Origin of the sequence: Roseofilum acuticapitatum BLCC-M154 (assembly GCF_030068475.1) — a bacterium.
In the GTDB taxonomy this organism is placed as follows: Bacteria; Cyanobacteriota; Cyanobacteriia; order Cyanobacteriales; family Desertifilaceae; genus Roseofilum; species Roseofilum acuticapitatum.
Genome location: NZ_JAQOSP010000123.1, coordinates 14,949 through 39,594 on the forward strand (window position 1 = coordinate 14,949; position 24,646 = coordinate 39,594).

The following is a 24,646-nucleotide window of genomic DNA, read 5'->3' on the forward strand; positions in this document are numbered from 1 at the left end:
ACCGCTTTTCGGCTCTTTTCCTCCATCCACTCCCCTTGTAAACCTTGAACTCACCATGATATAAATAAGAGTCTTGACTCAATTATCCCCCACAGCTTTATGTCTTCTTCCTTTGCAATCTCCCCTTTGGCGAACTTAGACTATATTCCCTACCTTGACGATCGGGGGCAATTTCCCGAACAGTTCTCTAAGCAAATTGGAGTCTATGCCATCTTCGATCGCAATCAGGTTTTGCAATTGGTTCATTATTCGCGGGATATTTATCTGAGCCTCAAGCAACATATGGTACGCCAACCTCAAGCCTGTTATTGGCTTAAAGTCTATGTGATTGAGAAGCCGAACCGCAGCCAATTAGAACAAATTAAAGAAGCTTGGATTACTGAAAATGGCTCGACTCCCTGGGGCAATGGGGATGCATTTAGCCAATGGACTGATCCCATTGATGCCAGAGAGTCAATGACTGATGAGGAAAAGGTCGCCTATGAAACGAGTGATGAATTAGAAAAAATTAAGCTGTTAAAAAATATCGCTCGCCGAGTTCAAGAGCAGATCTTAGAGCGCTTGCAACCCCGAAATATTCAGGATTCATTGCGCTTTAATCCCAAGTTAAAAGAAAAGGGGTTATTAGACTTGAAATAAAATAGGGCAGGTACTGGGTAAACTGTTTTTCCTATTCCCTATTCCCTTTCATGGGACTTCCAGAGAACTTGACTGACTTTATCCCACGTTTTCTGGGCAGCTTCTTTGATCTGATTGCGATTATACCATTTCTGAAACTCCTGTTCATATTCAGCATCAGTCATCTGGTAAGTATTCCAGGTTTTCAGCCCTAGAAGCAATCCCCAAATCAAAACCACATAAATAGACCAGGATAATGTGCCCACACTGACCAAATTGATCAGGGCGAGAAAGCTATTGGCAATAATATATTTTCCCGCATCTTTTCTGAGGGTTTGATAGCGCTGAATATCAAACTCCTTACGATGCTCAAGCTTTCCTTTTTTATCCTGCCATTCTTGCTCGGCAGCTTTTAACTGTTCAGGAGAAATTTCTAGTTCGGTGGCAATTTCCACTAACTGTTCATAGGAAAATTCTTCTAGATGATCTTGGCTGGCGATCGCCAGTTGCAAAATCTGTTGAATATCCTCTTGGCGATAGGAGCGAGAGATAGGTGCAGAAGAACCAGGCATCATCTTAAATTATAGGGTTAAATTATAGGGGAATGGGGGAATGGGGGCATGGGGATAGGGAGAATAGGCAGATTCTAAACCCATGAGCCGAACTTTTCAAGGACGGATAATCCCCCTAAAATGCCCTTAACTGTCTAGGGGGCGATCGCTACAATGGAGAGAGCGAGGCGCACCCCTCCCCAATGATGCAATCTCAGATTAGAGGTGTTTTATGAATGGCAATATTCGTGTGGGCAGTCTTTTTGGGATTCCCTTTTATATTAATCCGTCCTGGTTTCTGGTTCTCGGTTTAGTGACCCTCAACTATGGAACTACTCTCAGCGCTAATTTTCCCCAACTGGGTTTAGCTTTACCTTGGATTTTAGGATTAGGGGCTGCTCTACTACTATTTTCTTCTGTTTTGGCACACGAACTCGGCCATAGTCTGGTTGCTCTGCGTCAGGGGATTGGCGTAAATTCGATTACCCTATTTCTGTTTGGGGGACTCGCGAGTTTAGAGAAAGAATCGAAAACTCCTGCTGAAGCCTTTTGGGTGGCGATCGCCGGCCCTGCGGTCAGTTTAATCCTCTTTGGTCTGTTTACTGCCCTCGCTATATCTGCACCCCTGAGTGCCCCCTTAGCGGCGATTATTGAGCTTTTAGCCTACATTAACCTGGTTTTAGCCCTTTTTAATCTCATTCCTGGTTTACCCCTGGATGGCGGCAATATTCTCAAGGCTCTGGTGTGGAAAATTACCGGAAACCCGAACCGGGCAGTCGTGTTTGCCAGTCGCATGGGACAAATTATTGGTTGGTTTGGCGTGGCGATCGGCGGACTCTCCCTGTTCAATATTCAAATGGTTTTGTTTGGTGTACCCATTACTGGGAGTATTTGGACGCTTCTAATTGGTTGGTTCCTGTTGCAAAATGCCGGTCGTTCTGCCCAGTCTGCAACCTTGCAAGATATTCTCGCCCACCTGAAAGCCGAAGATGCCGTTCATGCCGAAAGTCCCGTTGTTACCTCAACTCTCTCCCTGCGCGAGTTTGCCAATAATTATGTCATTGGTCAAAAACAATGGAAAAAGTTCTTGGTGGTGGATGAAGAGGGTTGTCTGTTAGGCACAATTGCCATTGATGATATGCGATCGGTTCCCACCTCTGAATGGCCGGAAACCACGGTTCAAGCCTTGGTTCAACCGACTCCCACCTCAGAAATTATCCAATCGAATCAAACCCTTTTGGAAGTTGTACAACTCTTAGAACAAAAACAATTGTCTGAACTTCCTGTCGTGCGCGACAACGGTGTTTTAGTCGGCTTACTCGACAAGACCGAAATTGCTCGCTTAGTTCAGCAACAAGCTTGATTGACGAATCATTAATACCCTAATTTATTGCTCTCTATCTTGTCAGATTAGAGAGCTTTTTAATCGGCTCCTCAGAAAACGTTAAATAGATGAATCCCGCGATCGGATTTCCTGCAATCACCTAAATGGACTGGTCATTGAGTGGGTTAGTGGACTATCCTGGTTGTATCACTGTAGGGTCAGACCCCATAGGGCTGACTCTCTGTTGAAAGTGGTTCCAAAGACTTCAGGCCAATTGCCATGTTAATGTTACTCTTTTATCTGGGAAAAGATTCTTATGCCATTGAGAGTTCGAGTGTGGTAGAGGTCATTCCTAGAGTGCCCTTGAGGAAAATTAATCATGTGCCGGATTATGTGGCGGGCTTATTTAATTACCGAGGAAAAATTGCCCCTGTAATCGATTTGTGTCATCTGATTCAGGGAAAACCGAGTGGGGTGAAGTTGAGTACCCGTATTATTATGGTCAATTCTATGACTGAGGATCGGACAATGCCTTATTTGGGATTGATGGCTGAACGAATTATTAAAACTTTGGATAAACCGGATAGTGACTTGGTGAATTCGGATGTACATATGAATGTAGCGCCTTATTTGGGGGGAATTATTCTGGATCAAAATGGTATGATTCAGCGCATTCACTTGGATCGGTTATTTACGGATGCTCGACAGTTTTATTTAGCCGCAGCAGGAGAAGTGAAGACGGATGAGCCTAGAGAATATTGAGAGTTTATTGAGTCAGAAAATAGGGATTTCACCCCAGATCGTTGGCTCTGGAAAAATTGCTAAGGTGGCTAGAGATCGTCAACTTGCTTCTGGTTTACCCAGTTTAGAGCGCTATTACCAGGTTTTACAACAGTCCGATCGCGAATGGCAAACATTCATTGAAAAGATTGTGGTTCCGGAAACATGGTTTTTTCGCGATCGCCGCCCATTTGATTTTCTCAGCAATATTCAGGACTGGCAGGACTTCATAACCTTGGGTTCTGAACCCTTGCGTCTGTTGAGCGTACCTTGCTCCACAGGAGAAGAAGCCTATTCCATGGCGATCGCTCTTTTTGAGGCTGGCTTATCTGCCCGTCAGTTTACCATTGATGCGATCGATATTAGCCAACGGGCGATCGCCAAAGCCAAATGTGGAATTTATACTAAGCGAGCCTTTCGGGGAGAACAGAGCATTAGAAGCGATCGCTATTTTCAACCCACCCCAGAAGGTTATCAAACGATCTCTGGGGTTCAACAAACGATCAAATTTTACCAGGGTAATCTTTTAGATTATTTTCCCCCTCACCACCCTCAATACCATATCATTTTCTGTCGTAACCTCTTGATCTATCTAGAGCCAACTGCCTGTACTCAAGTGTTCAACCTTCTAGATCGTCTATTATTGCCCAATGGATTACTCTTTATCGGAGCCGCAGAAGCGGGAAAAATCCCCAGCGATCGATTTATCTCCATTCGTCAACCCCTAACCTTTGCTTATCGAAAAACTCACTCTACGATATTTCCTCCTCCTAATGAAAAAATAAAACCATCCTTCTTACCCGTCAACAAAAATTCATCTCCGCTCCCTGAAAGTCTTAATTCTAACCCCAAACCTTCATTGAGCCAAACCCAACAAAACCCCAATCTTCTGAATAGGGACTTAGAATTAGCGCGACAATTAGCAGATAGGGGAAAACTTGACGAAGCCCTTAACCATTGTCAAAACTATTTAATTAGGCATAATACTCATGTTGAAGTTTATCTCTTAATGGGGATGCTCCATCAAGCCAAAAGCGAAAACACTGAAGCAGAACGATATTTTCAGAAAGCCCTTTATCTGAATCCCCACTGCTATGAAGCCCTGATTTCTCTCTCTTTACTCAAGGAAAATAGAGGAGATCTAATCGGTGCAGAACGCTTAAAACAGCGAGTTGCAAAAATGTCAAAACTTTCTCCATAAAAATGAGGAGTGTTTATTTTGAACAGCTTATTAAAAAATCAACCCTTGCAAGGTCGGATCAAAACAGCCTTTAACTTCATGGGAGCCTTGATTTTAATCGTCGCCCTAGTCGGTTTTACTTCCACAATTCGCTTAACGACCAATATCAATACCTTAAGTGATAATAGCTTGCCCAGTCTAGTAGGACTATGGAAAATTAACGAAGGTCAAACCCAAATTGAATCTTCCGAACGCGCCCTCTTAGTCACAGGATTGACCCCCCAAGAACGACAGATCGAGTTAGAACGGATTGACACAGCCTGGGATCAAATTAATGAAGGGTTCAACCAATATCAAGTCACCCCTCGCACTGATGAAGAAGAAAGAAATTATCAGAAACTGGTGAGTAATTGGGAAAGATGGCAAAGCGATCATGAAGATTTTTTGCAACTCAATCAGCAATTTGAGAGTTTAGGCATTCTCGATCCTTATGCTAGAGAAGCCGAATTACTCGCCCAAGAACCGAATAATCCGGTAGAAATTCGCAGGACAGAAAACGCCACGAGACTCTTAGAACAATTACGCGATCGCGCCAAAGAAAACCGTACTTCCTTTGAATCTGCCACCGCATCCCTGCTCGAAGCCCTCACCATTAACCAAGATACAGCCATTAGAGCCGAAAATAACGCTAAACAAGCCATTCGCCAGTCCCAATTTTTAAGCATCGTTGCCATCATCCTAGGGCCCATCTTGGCTGTGCTATTTGGCCGATTCCTCAGTAATACGCTCATTGAAAGCTTACAACGTTCCGTCGTCCAAATCACCAGCTCTGCCACCCAAATTGCTGCATCTGGAAAACAACTAGAAGCCACCGTAGCCGAACAACTGGCATCCACTAACGAAGTGACTGCCACAGCTCAATCTATTGCCAACACCGCCAAAAACCTAGTCAACACCATGGAACAAGTGGGAGGTATGGCTCAAAATACCGCCATTTCTGCCAATGATAGCCAGAAGGAACTGGTGGAGATGGAAACGGTGATGCGGCAACTGGTAGAAGCGACTGCCTCCATCTCCTCTAAATTAGGGGTGATGAATCAGAAAGCCGGTAATATTAACAACGTTGTCATTACCATCACTAAGGTCGCCGATCAAACGAGCCTCCTGTCCTTAAATGCTGCTATTGAAGCCGAAAAAGCCGGAGAATATGGAGCCGGTTTTGCTGTCGTAGCGCGGGAAATTCGCCGACTAGCTAATCAAACCGCCGTGGCTACCCTAGAAATTGAGCAAATTGTCAAAGATATGCAATCAGCCGTTACTGTGGGTGTGATGGAGATGGATAAGTTTAATCACTCCGTGAGTACCAGTGTGGATCGAGTGAGTAAAATTAGTGATGAAGTAGCCAAAGTGATTCATCAAGTCCAAAGTTTACCCCCCCGATTTGAACAGGTGAGTCAACGCATCGAAGAACAATCGGAAGGAGCGCAACAAATTAGCGAAGCGATGGAGCAACTGAGCCAAGCTTCCCATCAAACGGTGGATGCGCTTAGAGAAACCAATAATGCTTTAGAACAACTCGATGATACAACCCAAAGACTACGCCGGGAAATTTCTGCATGAGTCATGAGTAATCCCCCTCTCTCCCTATCCCCCCATTCCCCCACTCCCCCATTCCCCCATTCCCCCTATGAGCATACAAACTCAGCCAATCGAAGAACATCTCATCTTGCATGACTGCTGGAATCAAATTGGAGTCAGGGGCGATCGCTCCTGCGGTCAATTGGAAACCGTTATCCATTGCTATGAATGCCCCGTTTACACGGAAGCTGGAGACAGCTTACTAGAGAGGGAACCGCCCCCGAATTACCTAGACGAATGGCGGGATATTCTGGCAGAAACGGCGATCGCCCAAGAAGACCTCGAAGGCGATGACATCGTTATCCATACCGTTGACACCATTTCCGTCATTATCTTCCGACTCGGTAATGAGCGGTTAGCCCTTCCCGTCAAAATGCTGCAAGAAGTCACCTCTAGCTGCGTCATTCAACCCCTACCCCATCGCAGTAATCAACTATTTTTAGGACTGGTTAACATTCGCGGTGAAATCTTGCTCTGCGCTGCCCTCAGCCATTTATTACACTTAGAAACTACCCTGCTAGAATCCCCCAGCAAAACCCAGCGCATGATGGTTGCTGGACAAGGAAGCGATAAGTGGGTGTTTCCTGTCGATGAAGTTCATGGAGTCTACCGCTTCCCCCTTAAGGAATTACGGGATGCTCCAGTGGTGATTACCAAAGCCACCCAAGCCTATACTCAGGGTATTATTCACTGGCAAGGCAAGCAGGTGAATTATCTCGATTCTGAATTGCTCTTCTATACCCTCAACCATAAAATTTTGTAGCTTCTCCCTCAGTCCCTCCCAAGGGAGAGGGCAACCTTTTTAAGTTTTAATTTTTAATTGATATAACTATGAGCGGGTATTCAACACTGGAACTCTTTCGGGAAGAAGTAGAAACTCAAGTCAACTTCTTCAAACCAGTCATTCTTTTACTCAAAACCCAACCCTTACCGAAGCAAGAACTGGGGCAAGCCATTCAAGCGGTTCATGCTGTTTGGGGTGCAGCTCGCCTCGTCAAACGGGAAGATACAGCCGATTTAGCGCAACTGCTTAAGGAGTGCTTCATTGCTGCTCAAGAGCAGACTGTTATCTTGAGTGATGAGCAAATCGATCTTTTGCTTCATGCTGGGGATTTACTCTTAGCCCTGAGTCGAGTAGAGGGAGAAAGCTTTGAACATTGGATGAGTGAGCATTCTTGGGATTTGGGCATTACTCAACGGGGAATTGCTGCATTATTGGCTTCGCGATCGCCCGATCCACAACCTTCTCTAGAAAGCAATCAGGAGATTCTCCCAACTCAAGATACAGCACAGAGTCCCGCCGAATCTGCCCAACATGCAGATCCCCCAATTGCGCCCAGGGAAGAGACCCCACAGAAATCGGAAGCGCCTACCCTAAATCTAACTGGCGATGAGTCAATGATTGATCTCTTTCGTCTGGAAGCCGAAGCACAGGTGGCGATCTTAAATGAGGGTTTATTGGCTTTGGAAAGTGATGCTCAATCGACACAAGCTCTAGAGCAACTGATGCGAGCGGCTCACTCGATTAAAGGAGCAGCTCGGATTATTGGACTTGATGCATTTGTGAATTTAGCCCATGTAATGGAAGATTGTTTTGTGGCGGCTCAGAATGGCTCCCTGATTCTGACTGCTGATGATGTGGATATTTTGTTGCAAGGGGTGGATTGGCTCGGTAGTGTTTGTGATATCAGTAATGATGAATTAGCCCATTGGTTAGTTGGGCAATCTTCATCCATCGAAATGACCAGAGAACAGGTCAATGGGATTTTAAACCCTGGGGATAAACCCCAAAAACAGGAATCAGGTTCGGTGCTAGTGGTGACTCCTGAATCATCTTCTCCTTTGCCAGAAGAGCCGAGTCAGGGAGCGATCGCCCTACGGTTACCTGAAGCGACGGCAACCCAACCGAGTTCAGAGCGTCGTCCAGCCCCTCAACAACAGAGCCATACGAGCGATCGCGTTGTTCGGGTGAGCGCCGAAAACTTGAATCGGATCATGGGATTAGCTGGAGAATCTCTAATCGAAGCCAATTGGCTACAGCCCTATGCCGATTCAATGATGACCTTGAAACGGCGGATGGTATACCTCTCTCGCACCCTAGAACAGTTAGAAGATAGCTTAGGACATGGGGTTTATGAGCAGGAAGGGAAGGAACTTTTAGCACAGGCCAGAAGCCAGGAACAGGAATCTCTGGATTTTTTAGGCGATCGCCTAGAAGAACTAGAACTCTATGCCCAACGCACCGCCAACCTCTCCGATCGCCTCTATCGAGAAGTCATCACCTCCCACATGCGCCCCTTTGTCGATGGAGTCCAAGGCTTTCCCCGTATGATTCGCGACTTAGCCCGTAAACTCAATAAACAAGTCCGCTTAGAAATTCTCGGTAAAGCCACCCCCGTCGATCGCGACATCCTCAAAAAATTAGAAGCACCCCTTACCCACATCCTCCGCAATGCCACCGATCACGGCATCGAACAACCCGAACACCGGATCGCCGCCGGTAAATCTCCCGAAGGCACAATTCGCCTAGAAGCCTTGCACCGTGGCGGAATGCTCGCCATCACCATTACCGATGACGGCAAAGGCATCGATCCAGAACAGTTACGCCAAAAAGTCATCAACAAAAATCTAGCCAATGCCGAAATCGCCACCAAGCTCACTGAGACGGAACTCATGGAGTTTCTCTTTTTACCTGGCTTCTCCACTGCCCAACAAGTGACCGAAATTTCTGGCCGTGGTGTCGGTTTAGACGTAGCTAAAAGTATGGTGCAGGAAGTTGGGGGCACTGTGCGGGCAATGTCTCAACCGGGGAAAGGAACCAGTTTCCACTTCCAACTGCCCCTAACGCTCTCTGTCGTTCGCACCCTGCTCGTAGAAATTTCCGGCAAACCCTATGCCATTCCCCTCGCTCGTATCGATCAAATTATGACTCTGGACAAATCACAGATTTCCGAGGTCGAAAATCGCCAATATTTCACCATGAACCAACAGCATATTGGCTTAATTGCTGCCCATCAAGTTCTAGAGTTAGCTCCACCCCTGTCTAATTCAGGGGCGCTATCTGTAGTCATCCTCAGTGATGGCCCCCATACCTATGGTTTAGTGGTAGACCAGTTTTTAGGGGAGCGGGATTTAGTTGTGCGTCCCCTCGATCCCCGATTGGGTAAAGTCCCTGATATTAGTGCCACCTCTTTAATGGGAGATGGATCGCCCATTTTGATTGTGGATGTCTCGGATATGGTCAGATCTATTGATACGATTCTCAATACGGGTCAACTGATGCGGGTGGGACATGAAGCTCAGAACCTTCCAGGAGACAAGCGTCAACGGGTTTTAGTGGTCGATGATTCGATTACCGTGCGGGAGATGGAGCGTAAACTGTTGGAAAATCGCGGCTATAAGGTGGATACCGCAGTCAATGGTATGGAAGGATGGAATGCAATTCGCACCCATTCCTATGATTTAGTGATTAGTGATATTGATATGCCCCGGATGAATGGCATCGAATTGGTGAAGCAAATGAAGAGCCATCCCCGTTTATATGATATTCCTGTCATTATTGTCTCTTATCGCGATCGCGAGGAAGACCGCATTCAAGGTTTAGAAGCGGGCGCAGATTATTATCTCACCAAAAGCAGTTTCCATGATGAAACCCTGATTGATGCTGTCGTAGACTTAATCGGGCATTGATGGGGATGGGGAAGATGGGGAAGAGTGTCCTTTGCTTACAGCACCTTGCGCGGCAATGAGGTGCAGTAGCAAAAGATCCCCCCTAACCCCCCTTAATAAGGGGGGAATAAGAAAGTCACCCTTTTTTAAGGGGGGAATAAGAAAGTCACCCTTTTTTAAGGGGGGAATAGGAAAGTCACCCTTTTTAAGGGGGGAATAGGAAAGTCACCCTTTTTTAAGGGGGGAATAAGAAAGTCACCCTTTTTTAAGGGGGGAATAAGAAAGTCACCCTTTTTTAAGGGGGGAATAAGAAAGTCACCCTTTTTTAAGGGGGGAATAAGAAAGTCACCCTTAATAAGGGGGGAATAGGAAAGTCCCCCTTTTTTAAGGGGGATTTAGGGGGATCAAAGTGTACCGCATAGCAGAGCAAACTGCTGTATTCCCCATTCCCTATTCCCTATTCCCTAGTTTTTCGCTTTACGTGCCATCTCTAAAAAGCCTTTCATGTTGGCTCCAGGACGACGACGACTCAGGGTTTCTCCTAATCCCGTATTCATATACTTAGTCGCAAACCCTCCTTCTACCACCGGTTGAGCCGGTTTAGCTTTGGCAACTGGTTTTGGTGCAGGTGCAGGTGCAGGTGCAGGTGCAGAGGGGGCTTCCGGTTGAGCCGCTTGCTGTTTTGCCTTTCTGAAGGTTTTGGTTTTGGTTTTCTTCGCTGGAGCTGGTGCTTCAGCAGCAGGTGCAGGCGCTGGTGCTTCAGGTGCGGCAGGTGCAGGAGTGGCTACCGGTTTAGTCTCAGGCTTTGGGCTGTCATCAAATTGGACTTGAAAGTTATCTTTTTTGCCGCCGAGTAAGTTTTTGAGAAATGCCATAGTTAAAAATACTCCCAAGAGTTGTAAGGGTTAATGGGTTAGATAGGGATTGGGGCTATCCGTACATCATTAGCTTCTGGACAAATCTTAAGTTTTGTTTGCATCTAGCACAAGATTCATGAAAATTTCTTCACAATTCTTTACAATAGCCCAAATTTTCTCAGAAGTCTCATCGGTTTGCAGCAATTTTAGGCGATCGCCTGTTACATTCATTTATATTATCCGCAGTTGTGCATCAGCCCATTACCCTTGAGTTACACTCAAAAACAGTTCACGCTACAACCCCTCAACCCCTATGACAGAGCCTTTAGAAATATACCAACTCGGTCATCCCTTTCTACGAACCCTAGCTCAACCCATACCCAACCCCAAAGATCCACAGATTCAGAGCCTGATCCAAAACTTAATTGAAACAGCAAAAATTACCAATGGCGTAGGTATTGCTGCCCCCCAAGTTGGACAACCTTACCGTTTACTCATTGTGGCCTCTCGCCCCAATCTGCGCTACCCCCATGCTCCCCTGATGGAACCCACCCCACTGATCAATCCCCAGATCATCAGTCATTCAGACACCCAAATCAAAGGATGGGAAGGCTGTTTAAGTGTACCTGGAATTCGAGGCTTAGTGCCCCGATTTACAGAAATAGAAGTAGAATATATTAATGCAACCGGTAAACCTGAACGGCAAATCTTTACCGATTTTGTAGCACGAATTATTCAACATGAATTCGATCATCTAGAGGGAAAACTATTTATCGATCGCGTAGAAAGCACCCAAGAGTTAATGAGCGAATCAGAATATCACCGCCAAATTGTTGGTCATCTACCCCTTTCAACGTCTTAAAATTGAATCGATAACCATGAATCGAGCCACCCCCTGGATCAACCACATTACCAAAACCTGCAACGCTCAACCCTCTCCCTCTCTACGTGACGGTCACATTGCTGTCAAAACAGAACCCTGGGGCTTAGGAGGAGGCAGTGCGATCGCTCAACTCTATCTTCCCCTGAATCGTCAACAATGCTGGCAAAAAGTCACCAACTATCCCCAATGGGTCAATTATTTTCCCGATATTACCCACAGTCAAGTCTTAACCCAAAACCAACAACTCTATCAAAAAGGAATCAAAGACTTTATCCTATTGCGGATAGAAGTAGAAATTTACCTACAAATCCGGGAAACTCTCAACCAAGCCATAGAATTTCAACTTCTTAAAGGATCTTTCTCCGAATTTCTCGCCTATCTTCATCTTCAAGACTATCAACAAGGAACCCTCGTCAGCTATGCCGTTCAAGCTACGCCCAACTTTCCCGTGCCTGCACCCTTAATTGAACAAGCCTTGAAAATTGAATTGCCCGCCAATATGCGACACATGCGCCAAGTCCTTTGTCCTTTAACTGAGGATGCGAAATAACAGAAACTGCGTTTTCTGAGGGGGATTAAAATTATCATCACTGACCAAAATTAAACTAGGACTGCCATCAGGAAAACGGGGGCCAAACGTCATTCCTTCTAGGTTATCTAAAGTCAGATCTAAAGTATCTAAATCTAACACCAATTGTTTCCGAATCGCCTTCAATTCCCCTAAGTTTCCTTTCAGAGATTGAACATTAGAAATATCAGTGGCTGCTCCGGTAACGGCTTGGAAGATCTTGGTCTGAAACCCCAATAAACCAAAAGAGCGCTCTAGGGTGAGAAAATGTCCCGGTTCATCCAGAGCCAAAATTTCCGTTAACCCTTGGGAGGCGATACCCGGTTCAGGGGGATCGAGTTCATACAGGTGTTCGGAAACTAATAGGGGTGGCCCTTCACTGAGAAGATAATGCATCCACCGCGTTCTGCTATTGAATAATTCTTGGGCTTCTGGATCTCGATCTTGGGTTAAGGCTGCTTCTGTGGCAACGAATACGCGCAAGGGTTCCCCTCTAGTGGGAACAGAGCCAATGGGATTGGTGGTTAAGGATTCAAATCCGAGGTTATTTTGTACTCCCTTTTGTTGCTCATCTCCTGAAGCGTCAGGAAGATAGCGCCGAGGAATAGGGAGCTGATTGAGCCATTGTCCGGTTTCCCGGTCATATTCAGCTATCGCTGGGGGGATCTGTTGGTCGGGTATGCCTTCACTGGCAATGAGTAGGCTTTGGTTGGGAGTGAGGGCTAACCCTTCGGGATCGAGGGTATTTTGTGGATAAAGTGTGCCTTCAGGGGTTTTTAAGGGGGTAACGGTTTCTAGGTTGAGTTGAAAGGGATCGAGGTTCAGATTAAAGGTATAAAAACGAGTGGGACTGTGAAGACTGCGGTCATCGGAAAGGGCATAGAGGCGATCGCCCAATCGATCATAGGCGATCGCCGATAATCCGCCTACGGTTGTTCCCTCAAACTCTTGTTTTGCTAGGGTTACCTCTCCCACCCATTCCAAAGATAAGGGCAAAAATAACCGCTCTTGGGCGCTCACTTCAGCCACACTACAACCACTGAGTAACCCAACGACAGACAGACTCAATAACAACAGGGGAAGCAAGAAGCGTTTCATCAGCGCCATACTCAAACCATCTCAACAAAGAGATCTTAACCGATTGTGCTACTGAATCATTACCGTTGAGGTAATAGATTCTGAGGATTAGATGCCACATTACTACAATTTAAATACTCAGCGCTGCAAGGATCGACCGGCTGCCCATAGACACCGGGGGGATAAACTTCAAAATGCAGATGGGGCCCCGTGGATTGTCCTGTATTTCCCACTAAACCAATGGTATCTCCTTGACGCACCTGCATTCCTTGACGGACTAAAATTTTTGACAGATGGCCATAAAGGGTGCGTGTACCATCAGCATGTAAGAGAGTAATCGTTAAGCCTCCCTCTCCAGCAGATTCATGAGCAAACGTCACTTCGCCATCGGCAGTAGCTAGGACTGGAGTCCCGATAGGAGCGGCAAAATCAACGCCTGTATGCAGTTCTCTACCCCATCTGCGGGTGGTGCGCCATCCATAGGGGGAGGAAATACGAGCATTTTGAACAGGAGCAAGCCAGAGGGTTTGGGTGGGTTCGAGGGGGGAAGGAAACACCCAAGCCCGCTCTTCACTGTTTGCGGTGGGATTCTCGATCGGATTTTCCCTGAGATCCTCTGGTTCTAGAGAGGGTTGGGGAAATTGTCGGTTAGGCAAGCGAGCAGTCGATAAGCCTCCTGTGGAAGGAATTACACCATCCGGACTAATAGCAAAATGAGAAAAAACTTGATAGCCTCGAGCCCTCAAGGGAAGGACAACAGCAGCCATATTCTGACCCTCGGTTAAGGCTTGTAGCCCTTCTACTACTTCCCGTTGGCTGCCGGACTGTTGAAATAAATGACACGCTTGCATCTGGTACTGGGGAATTCCTGTGAGGCGGCTAATTTCAGGAATATCTCGATCTTGGGTATTTTGAATGAAAATAAAGCGGTTATTTAAGTTACAGGTTGTGGTGGTGGATGAGGGCCAACCCCAACTTTGGGCGATCGATGGCTGTTGAGAAGTGAACACGCGGGTTAAGGGTAAGAGGGCGATCGCCAATCCCCATACAACGAAGTGTATCCTTTTTTTCATTTTTATTCCTCCCAAGAACCATAGATCCAGACCACGGGTTGAGCCTCCAATTAAAGACTCATTTTATCGGATCTTCCCACGATCAACCCCATTGCTCCGGGAACTTTCGGCGCTTAAACCCTTTGACTGAGGGCACTTATCCTAATTTTTTTCCTAGACTATCCCCAAAAAACTTTTATTTAGCTATACTACTAAATAGTGATTAAAATATATAAAGGAGTCGCTCCCATGTGGTCTTTAATCTTGACGTTAACCACGAACTTACCTAATCTAAGCCCATTATCAACGATTCATCCCCCACAAACCCTATCGGAAGTGAAGCCAATGATGCACTCAACCCCTCATCTAGTTCTGAATCCTCTCAGTGATTCAGAAACAGAAGGATTACTCTATATGCGAGAAGAGGAAAAATTGGCCCATGATATCTATGTAGCGCTATATAGGCGTTGGCAAATGCGTATTTTTGACAATATTGCCCAAAGCGAAACGCGGCATATGAGCGCCGTTCTCAGCGTCCTCAATCGTTATGGAATCAACGATCCGATCGCCGGTAAAAACCTAGGCGTTTTTACCAATCCAGACTTACAGCAATTATACAATTCCCTGGTCAGAACCGGTCAAGTTTCCCTGGTGGAAGCTCTCAAAGTGGGTGCAGAAATTGAAGAACTCGATATTGCCGATTTACAAGAGAGGAGCAGTCAAACTCAAAACCCCGATCTTCAGAGACTTTATCAGAATTTAGAACAAGGTTCTCACAATCATTTACGCTCCTTTGTCTCCACTTTAAAACGTCAAACCGGTGAAACCTACCAACCCCAACATTTATCCACAGAACAATACAACGCCATTATCAGTTCTGCTCATGAACGAGGAAGACAAGGACGCAACCAGGGTAGGAAAGGCTACAGAGGGGGCGAGAGATAGGGAGATCGGTGCATAGAAACCTGTTGACTCCCCTAGACGCACTCAACTGGGGGGAGAATCATGGGCAAAAGCTTGTAGTTTCACATAAAACTCAGAAGTTGGTAAAGGGGGCGAAAATTGATCGATGGGGGGCTGATCCAAGGGCAGTGGATCGGAGTCCCCATGGATCGGTTCCGATTCTGATTCAACGGCGATCGCCGAATCATCCGATCCGAAAGATTCCGGTACAGAAGCATCAAGATTGCGATCACCACTGTGTTCTACTTCTGCAATCCCATTAGTCCGTATAGAGAAACTCTCTTCAGACTCATCCTCATCCGAAACCAACCGATCTTTGGGAGATAAATCACGATCAGAAGGAAGGATTTCTAGAGTTACACTCAGATAGTCTAAAGGCAATAAATCTTCCGGCAACTTACTACAGACAATTTGCTCGAATTCATGGTTAAAGTGGCAGATCGGCTGTCCTCGTCTTTGCCAAAGATATAAAATTTGCTCAATAGAAATCATCTTATATCGGCCTTGATATAAAGCTTCCACAATCGCCAACCGCAGCCAATCCCCCTTAAACTGAGCTAACCACCGATTGATACACTCTTCCACCTGATATCCAGATAAGTCAAAACTATAGTAAATCAGCAAAGCCGGAACATAGCAGAGCGATCGCATCTCAGAGACACTGCGCCCAGCCGATATACTCTCCAGAAGATTAATCCATGGGTTTGCCGATGCCGTCATGGGAGAATGGATAATAGGGACTTAAAATTAGAAAGATTGAATTACAGTTGGAGTTGCTTGGCGAATATTCGGACTCGAAAAAGACTGACTCACCCCGCTCCAATTAAAATCACCCAAGCGAAATCCAAGAGCAGCTAAACCCAACTCTGGATTATAGCGAAAGGTCACGCCATAAGTGCGACGACTATATTCAACCATATAATCCGTACTGATGGTTTTACCTGTATCTAGATTAAACCCAGCACGAGCCGCAATGCGAATGGGGCCATACAATTGTTGATTCAGTTCTAGCTGTAGAACCCGCACATCCGCCACCCGATCAAAGCGAAAGGGTGATTCTCCCGTGGGAAGAAATTGTGCATAGAGCAAACTAAACCCCGTGTAGTCCAGCCAAGAGCGAGAGAAATGGCCAAATTGTCCTTGCAATCCGACTAAAGCTTGTAAATAGGATTGACTCTCGCCATTACTATAAAATCCGGCTGTGCCCGTCAATCCCGTTAAAAATTGGACATAGGGAACCACCGGTTTAGGGGTATATTTGAGTCCCTCTGTGGGAGTCGCCGGTAAGGGTTCCCCTTTCCACAGAGAAAAGGGACGGCGGACTGTAGCACTGATCTGGGTACGATTTAAGGTTACTCGGTCATCACTCAAATTGGACAGATCCAATAATTCTATGCGATCGGTGGGAGCGTAGATATTTTGGAAACTGGCTTGATAATTGACAAAAATGCCTGTATCAGAAATCGACTGAATGGGTGAAGCAAAAACAACTCCGACGCTGCGATCGACCGTTTGAAAGCCGAGGGAGCCATTATAAAATCGATTGCGATAGGTATATTCAGCGCTTAAGGTATGATTCGCAATTAAGTGTTGCAATTGTACATTTGCCCTGGCGGTATCTCCGGTATTATTGAGTCCAGCTAAACTGACATTCGCTTGCAAATTGGTTTGATCCGTTAACTTCGCATCAAAAGAGGCTCGTAAACCGATCCAACTCCAAAAAGAATCGTTTTCTAAATCTTCCTCCGCTACCCTCTCTCCATCTCGGTTATCACTGGAGAAGCCTAGGGCGCGTTGAACCAGGAATTGGGGAGCTAAACGGAGGGCAAAACGGCGAGTTTCAATGATTTCAAAACTGCGTTCGACGAATAGACCGCCGCGATCGCGGTTATCATAGCCCAAATTGGCGATCGCCGGATCGCGCTCTTCTCTACTGATGATCAGGCGATCGCGCAACAGAGGAACCCCTACACGCTGGTCAAACACCAACCGAGGACGAGTCGCCAAAACCTCATCTTCCAGAGGAGAAATACGCCTTAACTGGGCCCGATCTGCTCGTACCTCCAATTCTGGCGGCGAAAACGGATCATTCGTAAACCGAATATTAACCGCTTGCCAACCTTCAGGAGTAAAATCCAACCGTTGCGCCTCAAACCGCACCCGTCGTACCTGTCCCCCTTGTTGAACGCTAGTAGTCGCCGCACTCCCTCCACCACCCACATTAATAATGACACCACCAGCATCCCGAACATCCGTGGGCGGTTGTTCTAAAATAATCCGCTCTCCCGGAGGCAAAAGTTGGGAATCTGGGCTATCATCCGTAAAATCAAAATCCGTTCCCGCAGTAGGAATATAGACAACACCTCTCGCCTCTTCAATCGCTCCCGTTCCTTGCACAAAATTATAGAAAAAGCGAGAGCCTAATAAAATTTGTTCCCCACTAACTAAAGAAACATTGCCCACCGCTAGAGCCAAACGGTTAATCAAGTTCACCTGTAACTTATCTGCTCGCAAAACCGCCTCATCAAAAACCATTTCCACATTACCTTCGGCCGTGAAAATCTGCCGTTGATCGTCAAATTCCTGGCGATCGGCTGTTAATTCAATCACTGAGTCTTGTCCCGGAGGAGCAATAGGAATCTCAACCGCTTCCGGTTCAGCCTCTTCCACAGGGATCTCCCTTTCTCTAGGGGGAACAGGCTCCGGAAGATCTCGGTTAAGGGGCGTAATTTCTGAAGCCGGAAGAGCCTCCATCGCAGGAGTTTGGGCAAGAGTTTCCCGATGCCCCCATAACCCTTCTTCCATCAACTCAGAAGCTGGAGTCGTTTCCCAGGAAGACACAGGAGCTGGAATTGGCGGTAATTCCGGCTCAGTCATCGACTCCGGACTCAGATCTTTACTCTCCAAACTCACCGACAACTCACCCCCTAACGCTGAAGCCTCATTACCGGCAACCAAGCGTTCATCATCAGGAGAAGACAATTCCGGGGCAGAAATGGGGGATAGGCTCTGTCCACCTACCCAAGTCAACTGTTCTGGTTCACTCTTCCTCCCTTCCGCCATAGAAACAGCTTCAGGACTCTCTACTGCTTCAGAAATAGCCACAGGTGCAGGAGCCGCCCAATCTAGTCCTTCAGTTGACTCGGCAATACTGACACTTTGATAGGGAATAGCATGAACAACCGGCGGAAGTTGAGGGGGGACAGGATAGGGCATAGATTCTACAATTCACTCCAACACGAAAATAGCACGGGAGCTTGGTAGCCCCGTAACTTTAGTTCGGGGCGGAAAAGCGACAGGGCGACTTTAGTCGCCCTGATGAGGATCGTTCATATATTTTAGAACTTTGGCTGTACTTATTTTTCCGGTTGTATCGTAAAAATAACTGTGAGTCCATAGACTGGGAAGTTTAAGCAATTTCCGCAAGCGGACATGAACAGGAAACTCTTGTCGTAGCAATCGAGAAGATCTCCCTTTCAAAGCTTTGACTATTTTATGAATAGCTACATCAGAGCCATGTTCTAGCAATACATGAACGTGATCTGGGGCTATTTCTAACCCTTTGATCAACCCATCATTTTCAGTTGCAACTTCTCCTAAAATTGCAGCTAATCTAGTCTTTATTCCCTTAACCAGAACTTTCTTGCGCCGTTTAGGTATCCAGACTAGGTGAACATGGGCTAAACCTACTGATTGATTGCTATGGCGGTATTCCTTTGATCGATCTCTCATGTTGACAGATTGAAACTTATCGACAATGCTATTATAATAACAGCATGAAGAAAAATAATCAAAAAATAGGATGTCAACAAAACTTATTGCATCCTGATAAAGACTTGTTGGCTATCCTGGAATATCTATGTGGTGAAGCCAACAAAGTATTCAATTGTTCAGTGTACTTGGCTAGACAAATATGGTTCAAAGAACATCGTTTCATGGGTAGGGCTGAACTTTGTCGGTCAATGAAGTGGAATAGACATTTTGGCGCAATGTATGCCTCTAGTGCCCAACAAATTTGTAATGGAGTGGTAGAATCTTTCAAAAGCTTCAAAGAACTCCTTAGCCTTTTCAAGAAAGGGAAGTTGGAGTTTAAGCCTAAACCGCCCAAATACAGAAAACAAGGACTTTTTACTGTTTCTTATCCTAAAAAATGGCTCAAGCTTACCGAAAAAGGAATCAGAGTTCCATTAGGGCTTAAGGTAAAAGCTTGGTTTGGGATTGATAGCTTTTATGTTCCTATGGCTAAAAACTTAGACTGGGACTCAATTAAAGAGATTAGAATCCTACCTCGGAATAGCTGTTTCTATGCTGAATATGTCTATGGGGTGACAGAACAACCAAAAGAACTAGATACCGGTCATGCTTTGTCTATCGATCACGGATTAGATAATTGGTTGACTTGCGTAGATACTCAGGGACATAGCTTTATTATTGACGGCAAACCCATCAAATCTAAGAATCAATGGTATAATAAACGAGTGGCAATCCTAAAAGAAGGTAAACCACAAGGATTCTGGTCTAAGCAACTTGCTGCTCTTACCGAAAAGCGTAATCGTCAAATGCGAGATGCTATAAATAAAGCTGCAAGAATCGTTATTGATCATTGCTTGAAATATAAGATTGGCAAAATAGTGTTGGGTTGGAATGAAGGACAAAAACAGTCCATTAAATTAGGAGGAAAGATTAATCAAGAGTTCGTCTTAATCCCTACAGCTAGACTGAAAAATAGAATTAAACAACTTAGCGATCTATATGGGATTCAATTCATAGAAACTGAAGAATCATATACTTCAAAAGCTTCATTCTTAGATGGTGATTTTATTCCTACTTACGGTGAGAAACCCGACAACTGGAAGCCATCTGGAAAACGAATTAAGCGAGGTCTGTATCAATCAGATGCTGGTTGGTTAATTAATGCTGACTGCAATGGAGCAGCAAATATCCTCAGAAAGGTAGCTAGAAGGTTTGAAATTGATTTAAGCCGACTAGGTAGCGGCGCTTTGACAACGCCTTTAAGAGTCCGATTTTCCGCAAAGCGGACATGAATGGGCTGCTTAAGAATCCCCGTCTCTTTAGAGCGGGGAGTGTCAAGCTAGGGTCTAGATATAGAGGAAAAGGGAGGCAAAGATATCTTGTTCCCTAGCCTCCTAGTCTTCAATCAAGAGGGCAATTTTGCCCATCATTGAACCTTTCTCCAGGAGTTCATGGGCGGCTGCGGCATTTTTGAGGGAAAAGGTCGTGCCCAAATGGATTTTTAGGTCTCCCTGGTCAATTAAACGGGCGCACTGCTGAAGAATTTTGGCTTGATCTTGTTGGGCAGAGACTAGACCTTGCACCATGGGAGTGAGCATCAATTCTAAACTAATACTCAGATTCCGGTCTCTGGCAATTTTCCAGTTCGTATCCGTTGCTGGAGAGAGAATGCTCACCAGATGGCCATAAATACGGACGGCGGGAAAGGTTTGGGCAAAGGTTGCCCCCCCGACAGTATCGAAAGCCACGTCAACCCCTTCTCCTGATGTCCAGTTAAGGGTTTCTTGCACAAAGTCAGTCTCTTTATAAAAGATGGCTCGGTCTGCTCCTAGGGATTCGACAAACTGGGCTTTTTCTGGGGAGCCGACTGTGGTACAAACGGATGCCCCTTGCAGTTTAGCCAGTTGCACCGCCACATGACCGACTCCTCCCGCCCCTGCATGGATGAGAGCGGTTTGCCCCGGTTGCAGCCTAGCGCGGTCATAGAGGGATTCCCAAGCGGTAATTAATACCAGGGGGGCGGATGCAGCTTCGGCAAAGCTGAGGGAGGTGGGTTTGTGGGCGACAAAGCGTTCATCAACGGTGGCCCATTGGGCGTAGTTTCCCGGATGGCCGCCGAGTCCAGCGTTGCAAAAATAGACAGCATCACCCACTTTAAAGTTTTGTACTCCTGAACCGATCGCCTCAACCATGCCCGCCCCATCACAACCGAGAATAGCAGGCATTCGATCGGGGTAAAAGGTTCCTCTTTTCCGTAGTTTGGTGTCAATGGGGTTGACTCCAGCCGCTTTTAGGCGAACCAGCAGTTGTCGCTCATTTTCTAGTTTAGGTTCGGGCACATCCTGGAGTTGTAGCACCTCACTGCCTCCAGGAGCGGTCATAACCATGGCTTTCATGAAAACACCTCCGAATGATTAATGATGGGAAACTAAAACTCCGGGTTCTTTTTGGATGGGTAAAACATTGAGGCTATCGAGTTGGGCACAATACTCAATATCTTCCATACCATTCAAACCCAGTAAGCGCTTGCCATGGCTGGCTTGTTGCAGCAGATCGACTAAACGCTCTTGCCATTGACGATAGAGCGCTACAGCCGCGATCGCCTCATCATTGACCTCCGAGATCGGGGAAGCGAGGGTAAATTCGGTTAATAAGCTATGGGCGATCGCCCCAGCACACACCGTATCTTCTAAGGAGAAACTCCCTTCCCATCCCGATCCAACAATCCAAATACTCTCCGGTTGTTGGCTAGTAATATAATTAACAACAGATTGACGATTAATTAAGGCTCCCGTAACCACAGTTTTAGAGGCTTCCACCCGTTGCAGAGCGCGAGTGCCATTGGTTGTACTCATAAAAATACGCTTTTCTTTGACAACCTCTGGAGTACAACTTAAGGGAGAATTACCGAGATCGCATCCTTCCACCTTTGCCCCACCGCGTTCTCCAAACCGCAGGCGCTTCTCTTGCGGCCATTGGCTACTCACATCCATGAGCTTTTGTATATCGCTAAAGACTTGTACCGCTTCTGCCCCAGCATGGAGGGCTGTAGCCATGGTCGTCGTGGCTCTGAGAACATCCACGGCGATCGCACATTCGGGTAAACGATCGGTAGGGGTTAATTCGGGCGTATGGTAAACAAAGAGTTTCACAACCTAACCTGGAGTTTTTCAGTAAGAGTCAACATCCCATTGTAGAATTCTTTGAACCCTTCCCCGCTAAATCTGATGCAGATATCTATAGTTAAACTCAATGGTGATTAACGAGAAAGCAATTGTACACTGGGAAGAAATCCCTAGAGGATCTATGCTCTAGGGGGAAGAAAACGGGTTGTCTGTAGGAGTGTGTATGTTTAGTTGGTTCGTTCTGCTCTTGTTTGCCTTCGATGGTCTGCTGTGGGCAGAGTGGATGAATACTCTCAATCAGTTGAGCTGGCTGAGTTTAGCCTGGGGCTTACTGGCGATCGCGGCCGTAGAATGTGTTCGCGATGGTTATCATGCTCTAGCCCATGTCTGGAAACCCCTCTACCGGTTGCATGTATGGCATCATCGCGTCTTTCGCCCCGATTTAAACCCAGTGAGTACAGAAATTTATCAAAAAGCCCATTGGTACAATGATGTGCCGGAAAGTTTAGTGATGCTGCTTTCTGCAAGTTTAGGGTTGATCGGTGCTGTATATTTCAACGATCAGCTTTGGGGAACGGGAGCTGCCATCATCTATTCAGCGACCTTTCTATTGACAGCCATAGGGCGAGGATCGGGGGTTCCGGGAATGGAAGAGTGGACAGACTCAACCCACCGTCCGGGAGCGTTTGATGCCATTCCCAGTCACACCTTGGTGAATCGCAGTTATCATTGGCGGCATCATTTTGATCATCAGAATGCTTATTTTTGTGGCACATTTACATTTGTGGATCGGATTATGGGAACAGCTTTATCTTTGAAGGGAAAAACGGTAGCGGTAACCGGTGCTTCTGGAGCCTTGGGGCGATCGCTCCTGTATCAGTTACATCACCAAGGGGCAAAACCCATCGCCCTCACTTCTGGAACTCAAAATATTGAAATTACAGTTAACGAGAAACAGGTGACTATCCCGACTCTTTCTTGGCAAGTGGGGAAAGAGTCCGAACTACAAGAGCATCTGCAAAACATTGATATCCTAATTCTCAATCATGGCATTAATGTCCATGGCGATCGCACTCCAGAGGCGATCGAAACCTCCTATCAGGTGAACGCCTTTTCCAGTTGGCGCTTGATGGAATTATTCCTCAAAACCATTCACACCAACCGAGATATGGCCTGTAAAGAAGTTTGGGTGAACACCTCAGAAGCCGAAGTTTCCCCCGCCTTTAGTCCCTTATATGAACTTAGCAAGCGCACCATCGGTGATTTAGTCACCCTGCGCCGTTTGGATGCTCCTTGTATTGTCCGCAAACTCATTTTAGGGCCCTTTAAAAGTCATCTCAATCCCATTGGAGTCTTATCTGCCGATTGGGTTGCCGAGCAAATCATTCATCAAGCCAAAGCCGATAGTCGCAATATTATTGTGACCATTAACCCGATTACCTTTTTGGCTTTTCCCCTTAAAGAAGGATTGCGTTCCTTATATTTTCAACTCTTTAGTCAAAGAGCTACCGATCTTACTGCCGAGCCAGAAACAGAACAACCCACCCTTTAAATCCCTTCACTTGAAGGACAATTAAGCCGCACCTTTTTTCAGAGCAACCAATAACTGTTGTAATTGCTTGGAATTAAAGGAAGCCATCAACACTTGAGCCGCCGCTTGCGGTTCTAGACTAATGGCTACTCGTTTAGCCGTCGCTGATGCTGCTAATTGAGCCAATTCAGGAGAAGGTTTAACCTCTTGAGTACGACCCACATTAACCAATTCTGAAGCGATTTTCAGCTCCTTAATCACCAAAGGCGCTAAAGTTTCATAAGACGCTTGGGTATTGGCGATCGCCGTTTGCGCCGTTTCTACCAAAGAGATCCATTCGGCTGATTGTTCATCCAAATTCAACAGCCCAGAACAAATTTCCTCTAATTGCTGACGATTTGTAGGGGTCGTCTTTTGCTTAAATACTTGTAACATTTCCCGTAAAACGCGGGTAACTTGATGAGGAAAGTCAGAACTGCTAGAGGCCGTTACAGGAGCAGGCGCTTTCTTCGGAGGGGGCGGCGTAACTTCTTCTTCAATGCCTGGGCCACCGCTATCAAGGCTTTCTAGATGAGCTTGTAGTTGTAAAAATCGCGGTTCAGCTTCCTCTAAAATCTGTTTGGCTTCATCATCCCGAAGTCCAAAAGGCCCTTGCACTCGTTCGAGCAAATCTCGTAGCACATCAAAGCCACTGAGAAATAAATTTTCCAGCTTATGATCGACCGCAATTTTAGGATTTTCTTTGAGAATCTTAAAACTATCTTCAAGACGGTGAGAGGTTTTCTGAATACTGCTAAAACCTAACATAGCCGCTCCCCCTTTAACCGAGTGGGCAGCTCGGAATAATTCATTGAGACTTTCCTGATCTTTCATCGTGGACTGAAGATCCAACAAGCCTTGCTCAATGGTATCAAGATGCTCCTTAGCTTCTTCGAGAAAATAACCGACAATTTGCGAATTAGCACTCATGGCGATCGCCCTCAAAATAGTAAAATCAATCTGAAGCTCTCAACTTGGTACTCTCATGTTACCAAGTCGGTGTACAATCGAGCCAAAATCCTTCAGGATGCAACGGCA

General features: G+C 46.1%; 23 protein-coding genes. 12 read left to right on the plus strand and 11 right to left on the minus strand.

Annotated elements, in window-relative coordinates; all coding sequences use genetic code 11:
* Positions 1–99 precede the first annotated feature (99 nt).
* Positions 100–639, plus strand: a complete 540-nt coding sequence (locus PMG71_RS19685) for a GIY-YIG nuclease family protein (RefSeq protein ID WP_283755426.1) — start codon at positions 100–102, stop codon at positions 637–639.
* Positions 640–677: 38 nt separating this feature from the next.
* On the opposite strand, the gene PMG71_RS19690 is transcribed toward PMG71_RS19685, so the two are convergent.
* Positions 678–1,193, minus strand: a complete 516-nt coding sequence (locus PMG71_RS19690; protein WP_283755427.1) for a 2TM domain-containing protein — start codon at positions 1,191–1,193, stop codon at positions 678–680.
* A gap of 208 nt (positions 1,194–1,401) precedes the next feature.
* Here PMG71_RS19690 and PMG71_RS19695 point away from each other — a divergent pair, with 208 nt between their 5' ends.
* The 6 genes from PMG71_RS19695 (at position 1,402) to PMG71_RS19720 (ending at position 9,781) form a co-directional block, all read left to right on the plus strand.
* A complete protein-coding gene (locus tag PMG71_RS19695) occupies positions 1,402–2,532 on the plus strand; it encodes a site-2 protease family protein (protein WP_283755428.1) in 1,131 nt (376 codons plus the stop codon).
* Between the two features lie 240 nt (positions 2,533–2,772).
* Complete coding sequence (locus tag PMG71_RS19700; RefSeq protein WP_283755429.1) at positions 2,773–3,255, plus strand: chemotaxis protein CheW; 483 nt, start codon at positions 2,773–2,775, stop codon at positions 3,253–3,255.
* Positions 3,236–4,474, plus strand: coding sequence for a CheR family methyltransferase (locus PMG71_RS19705; protein WP_283755430.1), 1,239 nt, complete (start codon positions 3,236–3,238; stop codon positions 4,472–4,474). The genes PMG71_RS19700 and PMG71_RS19705 overlap by 20 nt, the downstream gene beginning before the upstream one ends.
* Positions 4,475–4,492: 18 nt before the next feature.
* Positions 4,493–6,073, plus strand: a complete 1,581-nt coding sequence (locus PMG71_RS19710) for a HAMP domain-containing methyl-accepting chemotaxis protein (RefSeq protein ID WP_283755431.1) — start codon at positions 4,493–4,495, stop codon at positions 6,071–6,073.
* Between the two features lie 67 nt (positions 6,074–6,140).
* The gene (locus PMG71_RS19715; RefSeq protein ID WP_283755432.1) at positions 6,141–6,854 is read left to right on the plus strand and encodes a chemotaxis protein CheW; all 714 of its coding nucleotides are present in this window, start codon (positions 6,141–6,143) and stop codon (positions 6,852–6,854) included.
* 68 nt (positions 6,855–6,922) lie between these two features.
* On the plus strand, positions 6,923–9,781 hold the full coding sequence (locus PMG71_RS19720; RefSeq protein ID WP_283755433.1) for a hybrid sensor histidine kinase/response regulator: 2,859 nt from the start codon (positions 6,923–6,925) through the stop codon (positions 9,779–9,781).
* A gap of 443 nt (positions 9,782–10,224) precedes the next feature.
* Here the strand turns inward: PMG71_RS19720 and PMG71_RS19725 are convergent, their stop codons facing one another.
* Together PMG71_RS19725 and PMG71_RS19730 are read right to left on the minus strand one after the other, a co-directional pair.
* Positions 10,225–10,635, minus strand: coding sequence for a hypothetical protein (locus PMG71_RS19725; RefSeq protein ID WP_283755434.1), 411 nt, complete (start codon positions 10,633–10,635; stop codon positions 10,225–10,227).
* A gap of 87 nt (positions 10,636–10,722) precedes the next feature.
* Positions 10,723–10,848, minus strand: coding sequence for a hypothetical protein (locus PMG71_RS19730; RefSeq protein ID WP_283755435.1), 126 nt, complete (start codon positions 10,846–10,848; stop codon positions 10,723–10,725).
* Between the two features lie 82 nt (positions 10,849–10,930).
* Here PMG71_RS19730 and def point away from each other — a divergent pair, with 82 nt between their 5' ends.
* Both def and PMG71_RS19740 read left to right on the plus strand, forming a co-directional pair.
* A complete protein-coding gene (gene def / locus PMG71_RS19735; RefSeq protein ID WP_283755436.1) occupies positions 10,931–11,479 on the plus strand; it encodes a peptide deformylase in 549 nt (182 codons plus the stop codon).
* Positions 11,480–11,495: 16 nt separating this feature from the next.
* On the plus strand, positions 11,496–12,050 hold the full coding sequence (locus PMG71_RS19740; RefSeq protein WP_283755437.1) for an SRPBCC family protein: 555 nt from the start codon (positions 11,496–11,498) through the stop codon (positions 12,048–12,050).
* Here the strand turns inward: PMG71_RS19740 and PMG71_RS19745 are convergent.
* Positions 12,030–13,166: an esterase-like activity of phytase family protein gene (locus tag PMG71_RS19745; protein ID WP_283755438.1), complete on the minus strand. Its 1,137-nt coding sequence runs from the start codon at positions 13,164–13,166 to the stop codon at positions 12,030–12,032. The two genes, PMG71_RS19740 and PMG71_RS19745, sit on opposite strands and share 21 nt — an antisense overlap.
* A 59-nt stretch (positions 13,167–13,225) precedes the next feature.
* Entirely contained in the window at positions 13,226–14,218 is a 993-nt protein-coding gene (locus PMG71_RS19750; protein ID WP_283755439.1) for a M23 family metallopeptidase, read from the minus strand.
* A 228-nt stretch (positions 14,219–14,446) separates the two neighbouring features.
* Here PMG71_RS19750 and PMG71_RS19755 point away from each other — a divergent pair, with 228 nt between their 5' ends.
* Complete coding sequence (locus PMG71_RS19755; RefSeq protein ID WP_283755440.1) at positions 14,447–15,142, plus strand: DUF2202 domain-containing protein; 696 nt, start codon at positions 14,447–14,449, stop codon at positions 15,140–15,142.
* Positions 15,143–15,184: 42 nt separating this feature from the next.
* On the opposite strand, the gene PMG71_RS19760 is transcribed toward PMG71_RS19755, so the two are convergent.
* The 3 genes from PMG71_RS19760 to tnpA form a co-directional block, all read right to left on the minus strand.
* Complete coding sequence (locus tag PMG71_RS19760; RefSeq protein ID WP_283755441.1) at positions 15,185–15,880, minus strand: hypothetical protein; 696 nt, start codon at positions 15,878–15,880, stop codon at positions 15,185–15,187.
* Between the two features lie 27 nt (positions 15,881–15,907).
* Positions 15,908–18,376, minus strand: a complete 2,469-nt coding sequence (locus tag PMG71_RS19765; RefSeq protein WP_283755442.1) for a DUF3769 domain-containing protein — start codon at positions 18,374–18,376, stop codon at positions 15,908–15,910.
* Positions 18,377–18,466: 90 nt separating this feature from the next.
* Positions 18,467–18,892, minus strand: coding sequence for an IS200/IS605 family transposase (tnpA, locus tag PMG71_RS19770; RefSeq protein WP_283755443.1), 426 nt, complete (start codon positions 18,890–18,892; stop codon positions 18,467–18,469).
* Between the two features lie 44 nt (positions 18,893–18,936).
* Between tnpA and PMG71_RS19775 the strand changes: the two genes are divergently transcribed.
* Complete coding sequence (locus PMG71_RS19775; RefSeq protein WP_283755444.1) at positions 18,937–20,205, plus strand: RNA-guided endonuclease InsQ/TnpB family protein; 1,269 nt, start codon at positions 18,937–18,939, stop codon at positions 20,203–20,205.
* Positions 20,206–20,307: 102 nt separating this feature from the next.
* Here PMG71_RS19775 and PMG71_RS19780 read toward each other — a convergent pair whose 3' ends face one another.
* Together PMG71_RS19780 and PMG71_RS19785 are read right to left on the minus strand one after the other, a co-directional pair.
* Positions 20,308–21,309: a zinc-dependent alcohol dehydrogenase family protein gene (locus tag PMG71_RS19780; RefSeq protein ID WP_283755445.1), complete on the minus strand. Its 1,002-nt coding sequence runs from the start codon at positions 21,307–21,309 to the stop codon at positions 20,308–20,310.
* A gap of 18 nt (positions 21,310–21,327) precedes the next feature.
* On the minus strand, positions 21,328–22,065 hold the full coding sequence (locus tag PMG71_RS19785; protein WP_283755446.1) for a 2-phosphosulfolactate phosphatase family protein: 738 nt from the start codon (positions 22,063–22,065) through the stop codon (positions 21,328–21,330).
* Between the two features lie 274 nt (positions 22,066–22,339).
* On the opposite strand from PMG71_RS19785, the gene PMG71_RS19790 reads away from it, so the two are divergent.
* Positions 22,340–23,590 carry a bifunctional sterol desaturase/short chain dehydrogenase gene (locus tag PMG71_RS19790; protein WP_347179347.1) on the plus strand — a complete coding sequence of 417 codons (1,251 nt, stop codon included), beginning with the start codon at positions 22,340–22,342 and terminating at the stop codon, positions 23,588–23,590.
* A gap of 21 nt (positions 23,591–23,611) precedes the next feature.
* Here PMG71_RS19790 and PMG71_RS19795 read toward each other — a convergent pair whose 3' ends face one another.
* A complete protein-coding gene (locus PMG71_RS19795) occupies positions 23,612–24,538 on the minus strand; it encodes an Hpt domain-containing protein (RefSeq protein WP_283755448.1) in 927 nt (308 codons plus the stop codon).
* Positions 24,539–24,646 lie beyond the last annotated feature (108 nt).

Coding starts and splice junctions, on each gene's coding strand:
- PMG71_RS19685 (WP_283755426.1), top strand. CDS start 100: ATGTCTTCTTCCTTTGCAATCTCCCCTTTGGCGAACTTAGACTATATT.
- PMG71_RS19690 (WP_283755427.1), bottom strand. CDS start 1,193: ATGATGCCTGGTTCTTCTGCACCTATCTCTCGCTCCTATCGCCAAGAG.
- PMG71_RS19695 (WP_283755428.1), top strand. CDS start 1,402: ATGAATGGCAATATTCGTGTGGGCAGTCTTTTTGGGATTCCCTTTTAT.
- PMG71_RS19700 (WP_283755429.1), top strand. CDS start 2,773: ATGTTAATGTTACTCTTTTATCTGGGAAAAGATTCTTATGCCATTGAG.
- PMG71_RS19705 (WP_283755430.1), top strand. CDS start 3,236: ATGAGCCTAGAGAATATTGAGAGTTTATTGAGTCAGAAAATAGGGATT.
- PMG71_RS19715 (WP_283755432.1), top strand. CDS start 6,141: ATGAGCATACAAACTCAGCCAATCGAAGAACATCTCATCTTGCATGAC.
- PMG71_RS19720 (WP_283755433.1), top strand. CDS start 6,923: ATGAGCGGGTATTCAACACTGGAACTCTTTCGGGAAGAAGTAGAAACT.
- PMG71_RS19725 (WP_283755434.1), bottom strand. CDS start 10,635: ATGGCATTTCTCAAAAACTTACTCGGCGGCAAAAAAGATAACTTTCAA.
- PMG71_RS19730 (WP_283755435.1), bottom strand. CDS start 10,848: ATGAATGTAACAGGCGATCGCCTAAAATTGCTGCAAACCGATGAGACT.
- def (WP_283755436.1), top strand. CDS start 10,931: ATGACAGAGCCTTTAGAAATATACCAACTCGGTCATCCCTTTCTACGA.
- PMG71_RS19740 (WP_283755437.1), top strand. CDS start 11,496: ATGAATCGAGCCACCCCCTGGATCAACCACATTACCAAAACCTGCAAC.
- PMG71_RS19745 (WP_283755438.1), bottom strand. CDS start 13,166: ATGAAACGCTTCTTGCTTCCCCTGTTGTTATTGAGTCTGTCTGTCGTT.
- PMG71_RS19750 (WP_283755439.1), bottom strand. CDS start 14,218: ATGAAAAAAAGGATACACTTCGTTGTATGGGGATTGGCGATCGCCCTC.
- PMG71_RS19755 (WP_283755440.1), top strand. CDS start 14,447: ATGTGGTCTTTAATCTTGACGTTAACCACGAACTTACCTAATCTAAGC.
- PMG71_RS19760 (WP_283755441.1), bottom strand. CDS start 15,880: ATGACGGCATCGGCAAACCCATGGATTAATCTTCTGGAGAGTATATCG.
- PMG71_RS19765 (WP_283755442.1), bottom strand. CDS start 18,376: ATGCCCTATCCTGTCCCCCCTCAACTTCCGCCGGTTGTTCATGCTATT.
- tnpA (WP_283755443.1), bottom strand. CDS start 18,892: ATGAGAGATCGATCAAAGGAATACCGCCATAGCAATCAATCAGTAGGT.
- PMG71_RS19775 (WP_283755444.1), top strand. CDS start 18,937: ATGAAGAAAAATAATCAAAAAATAGGATGTCAACAAAACTTATTGCAT.
- PMG71_RS19780 (WP_283755445.1), bottom strand. CDS start 21,309: ATGAAAGCCATGGTTATGACCGCTCCTGGAGGCAGTGAGGTGCTACAA.
- PMG71_RS19795 (WP_283755448.1), bottom strand. CDS start 24,538: ATGAGTGCTAATTCGCAAATTGTCGGTTATTTTCTCGAAGAAGCTAAG.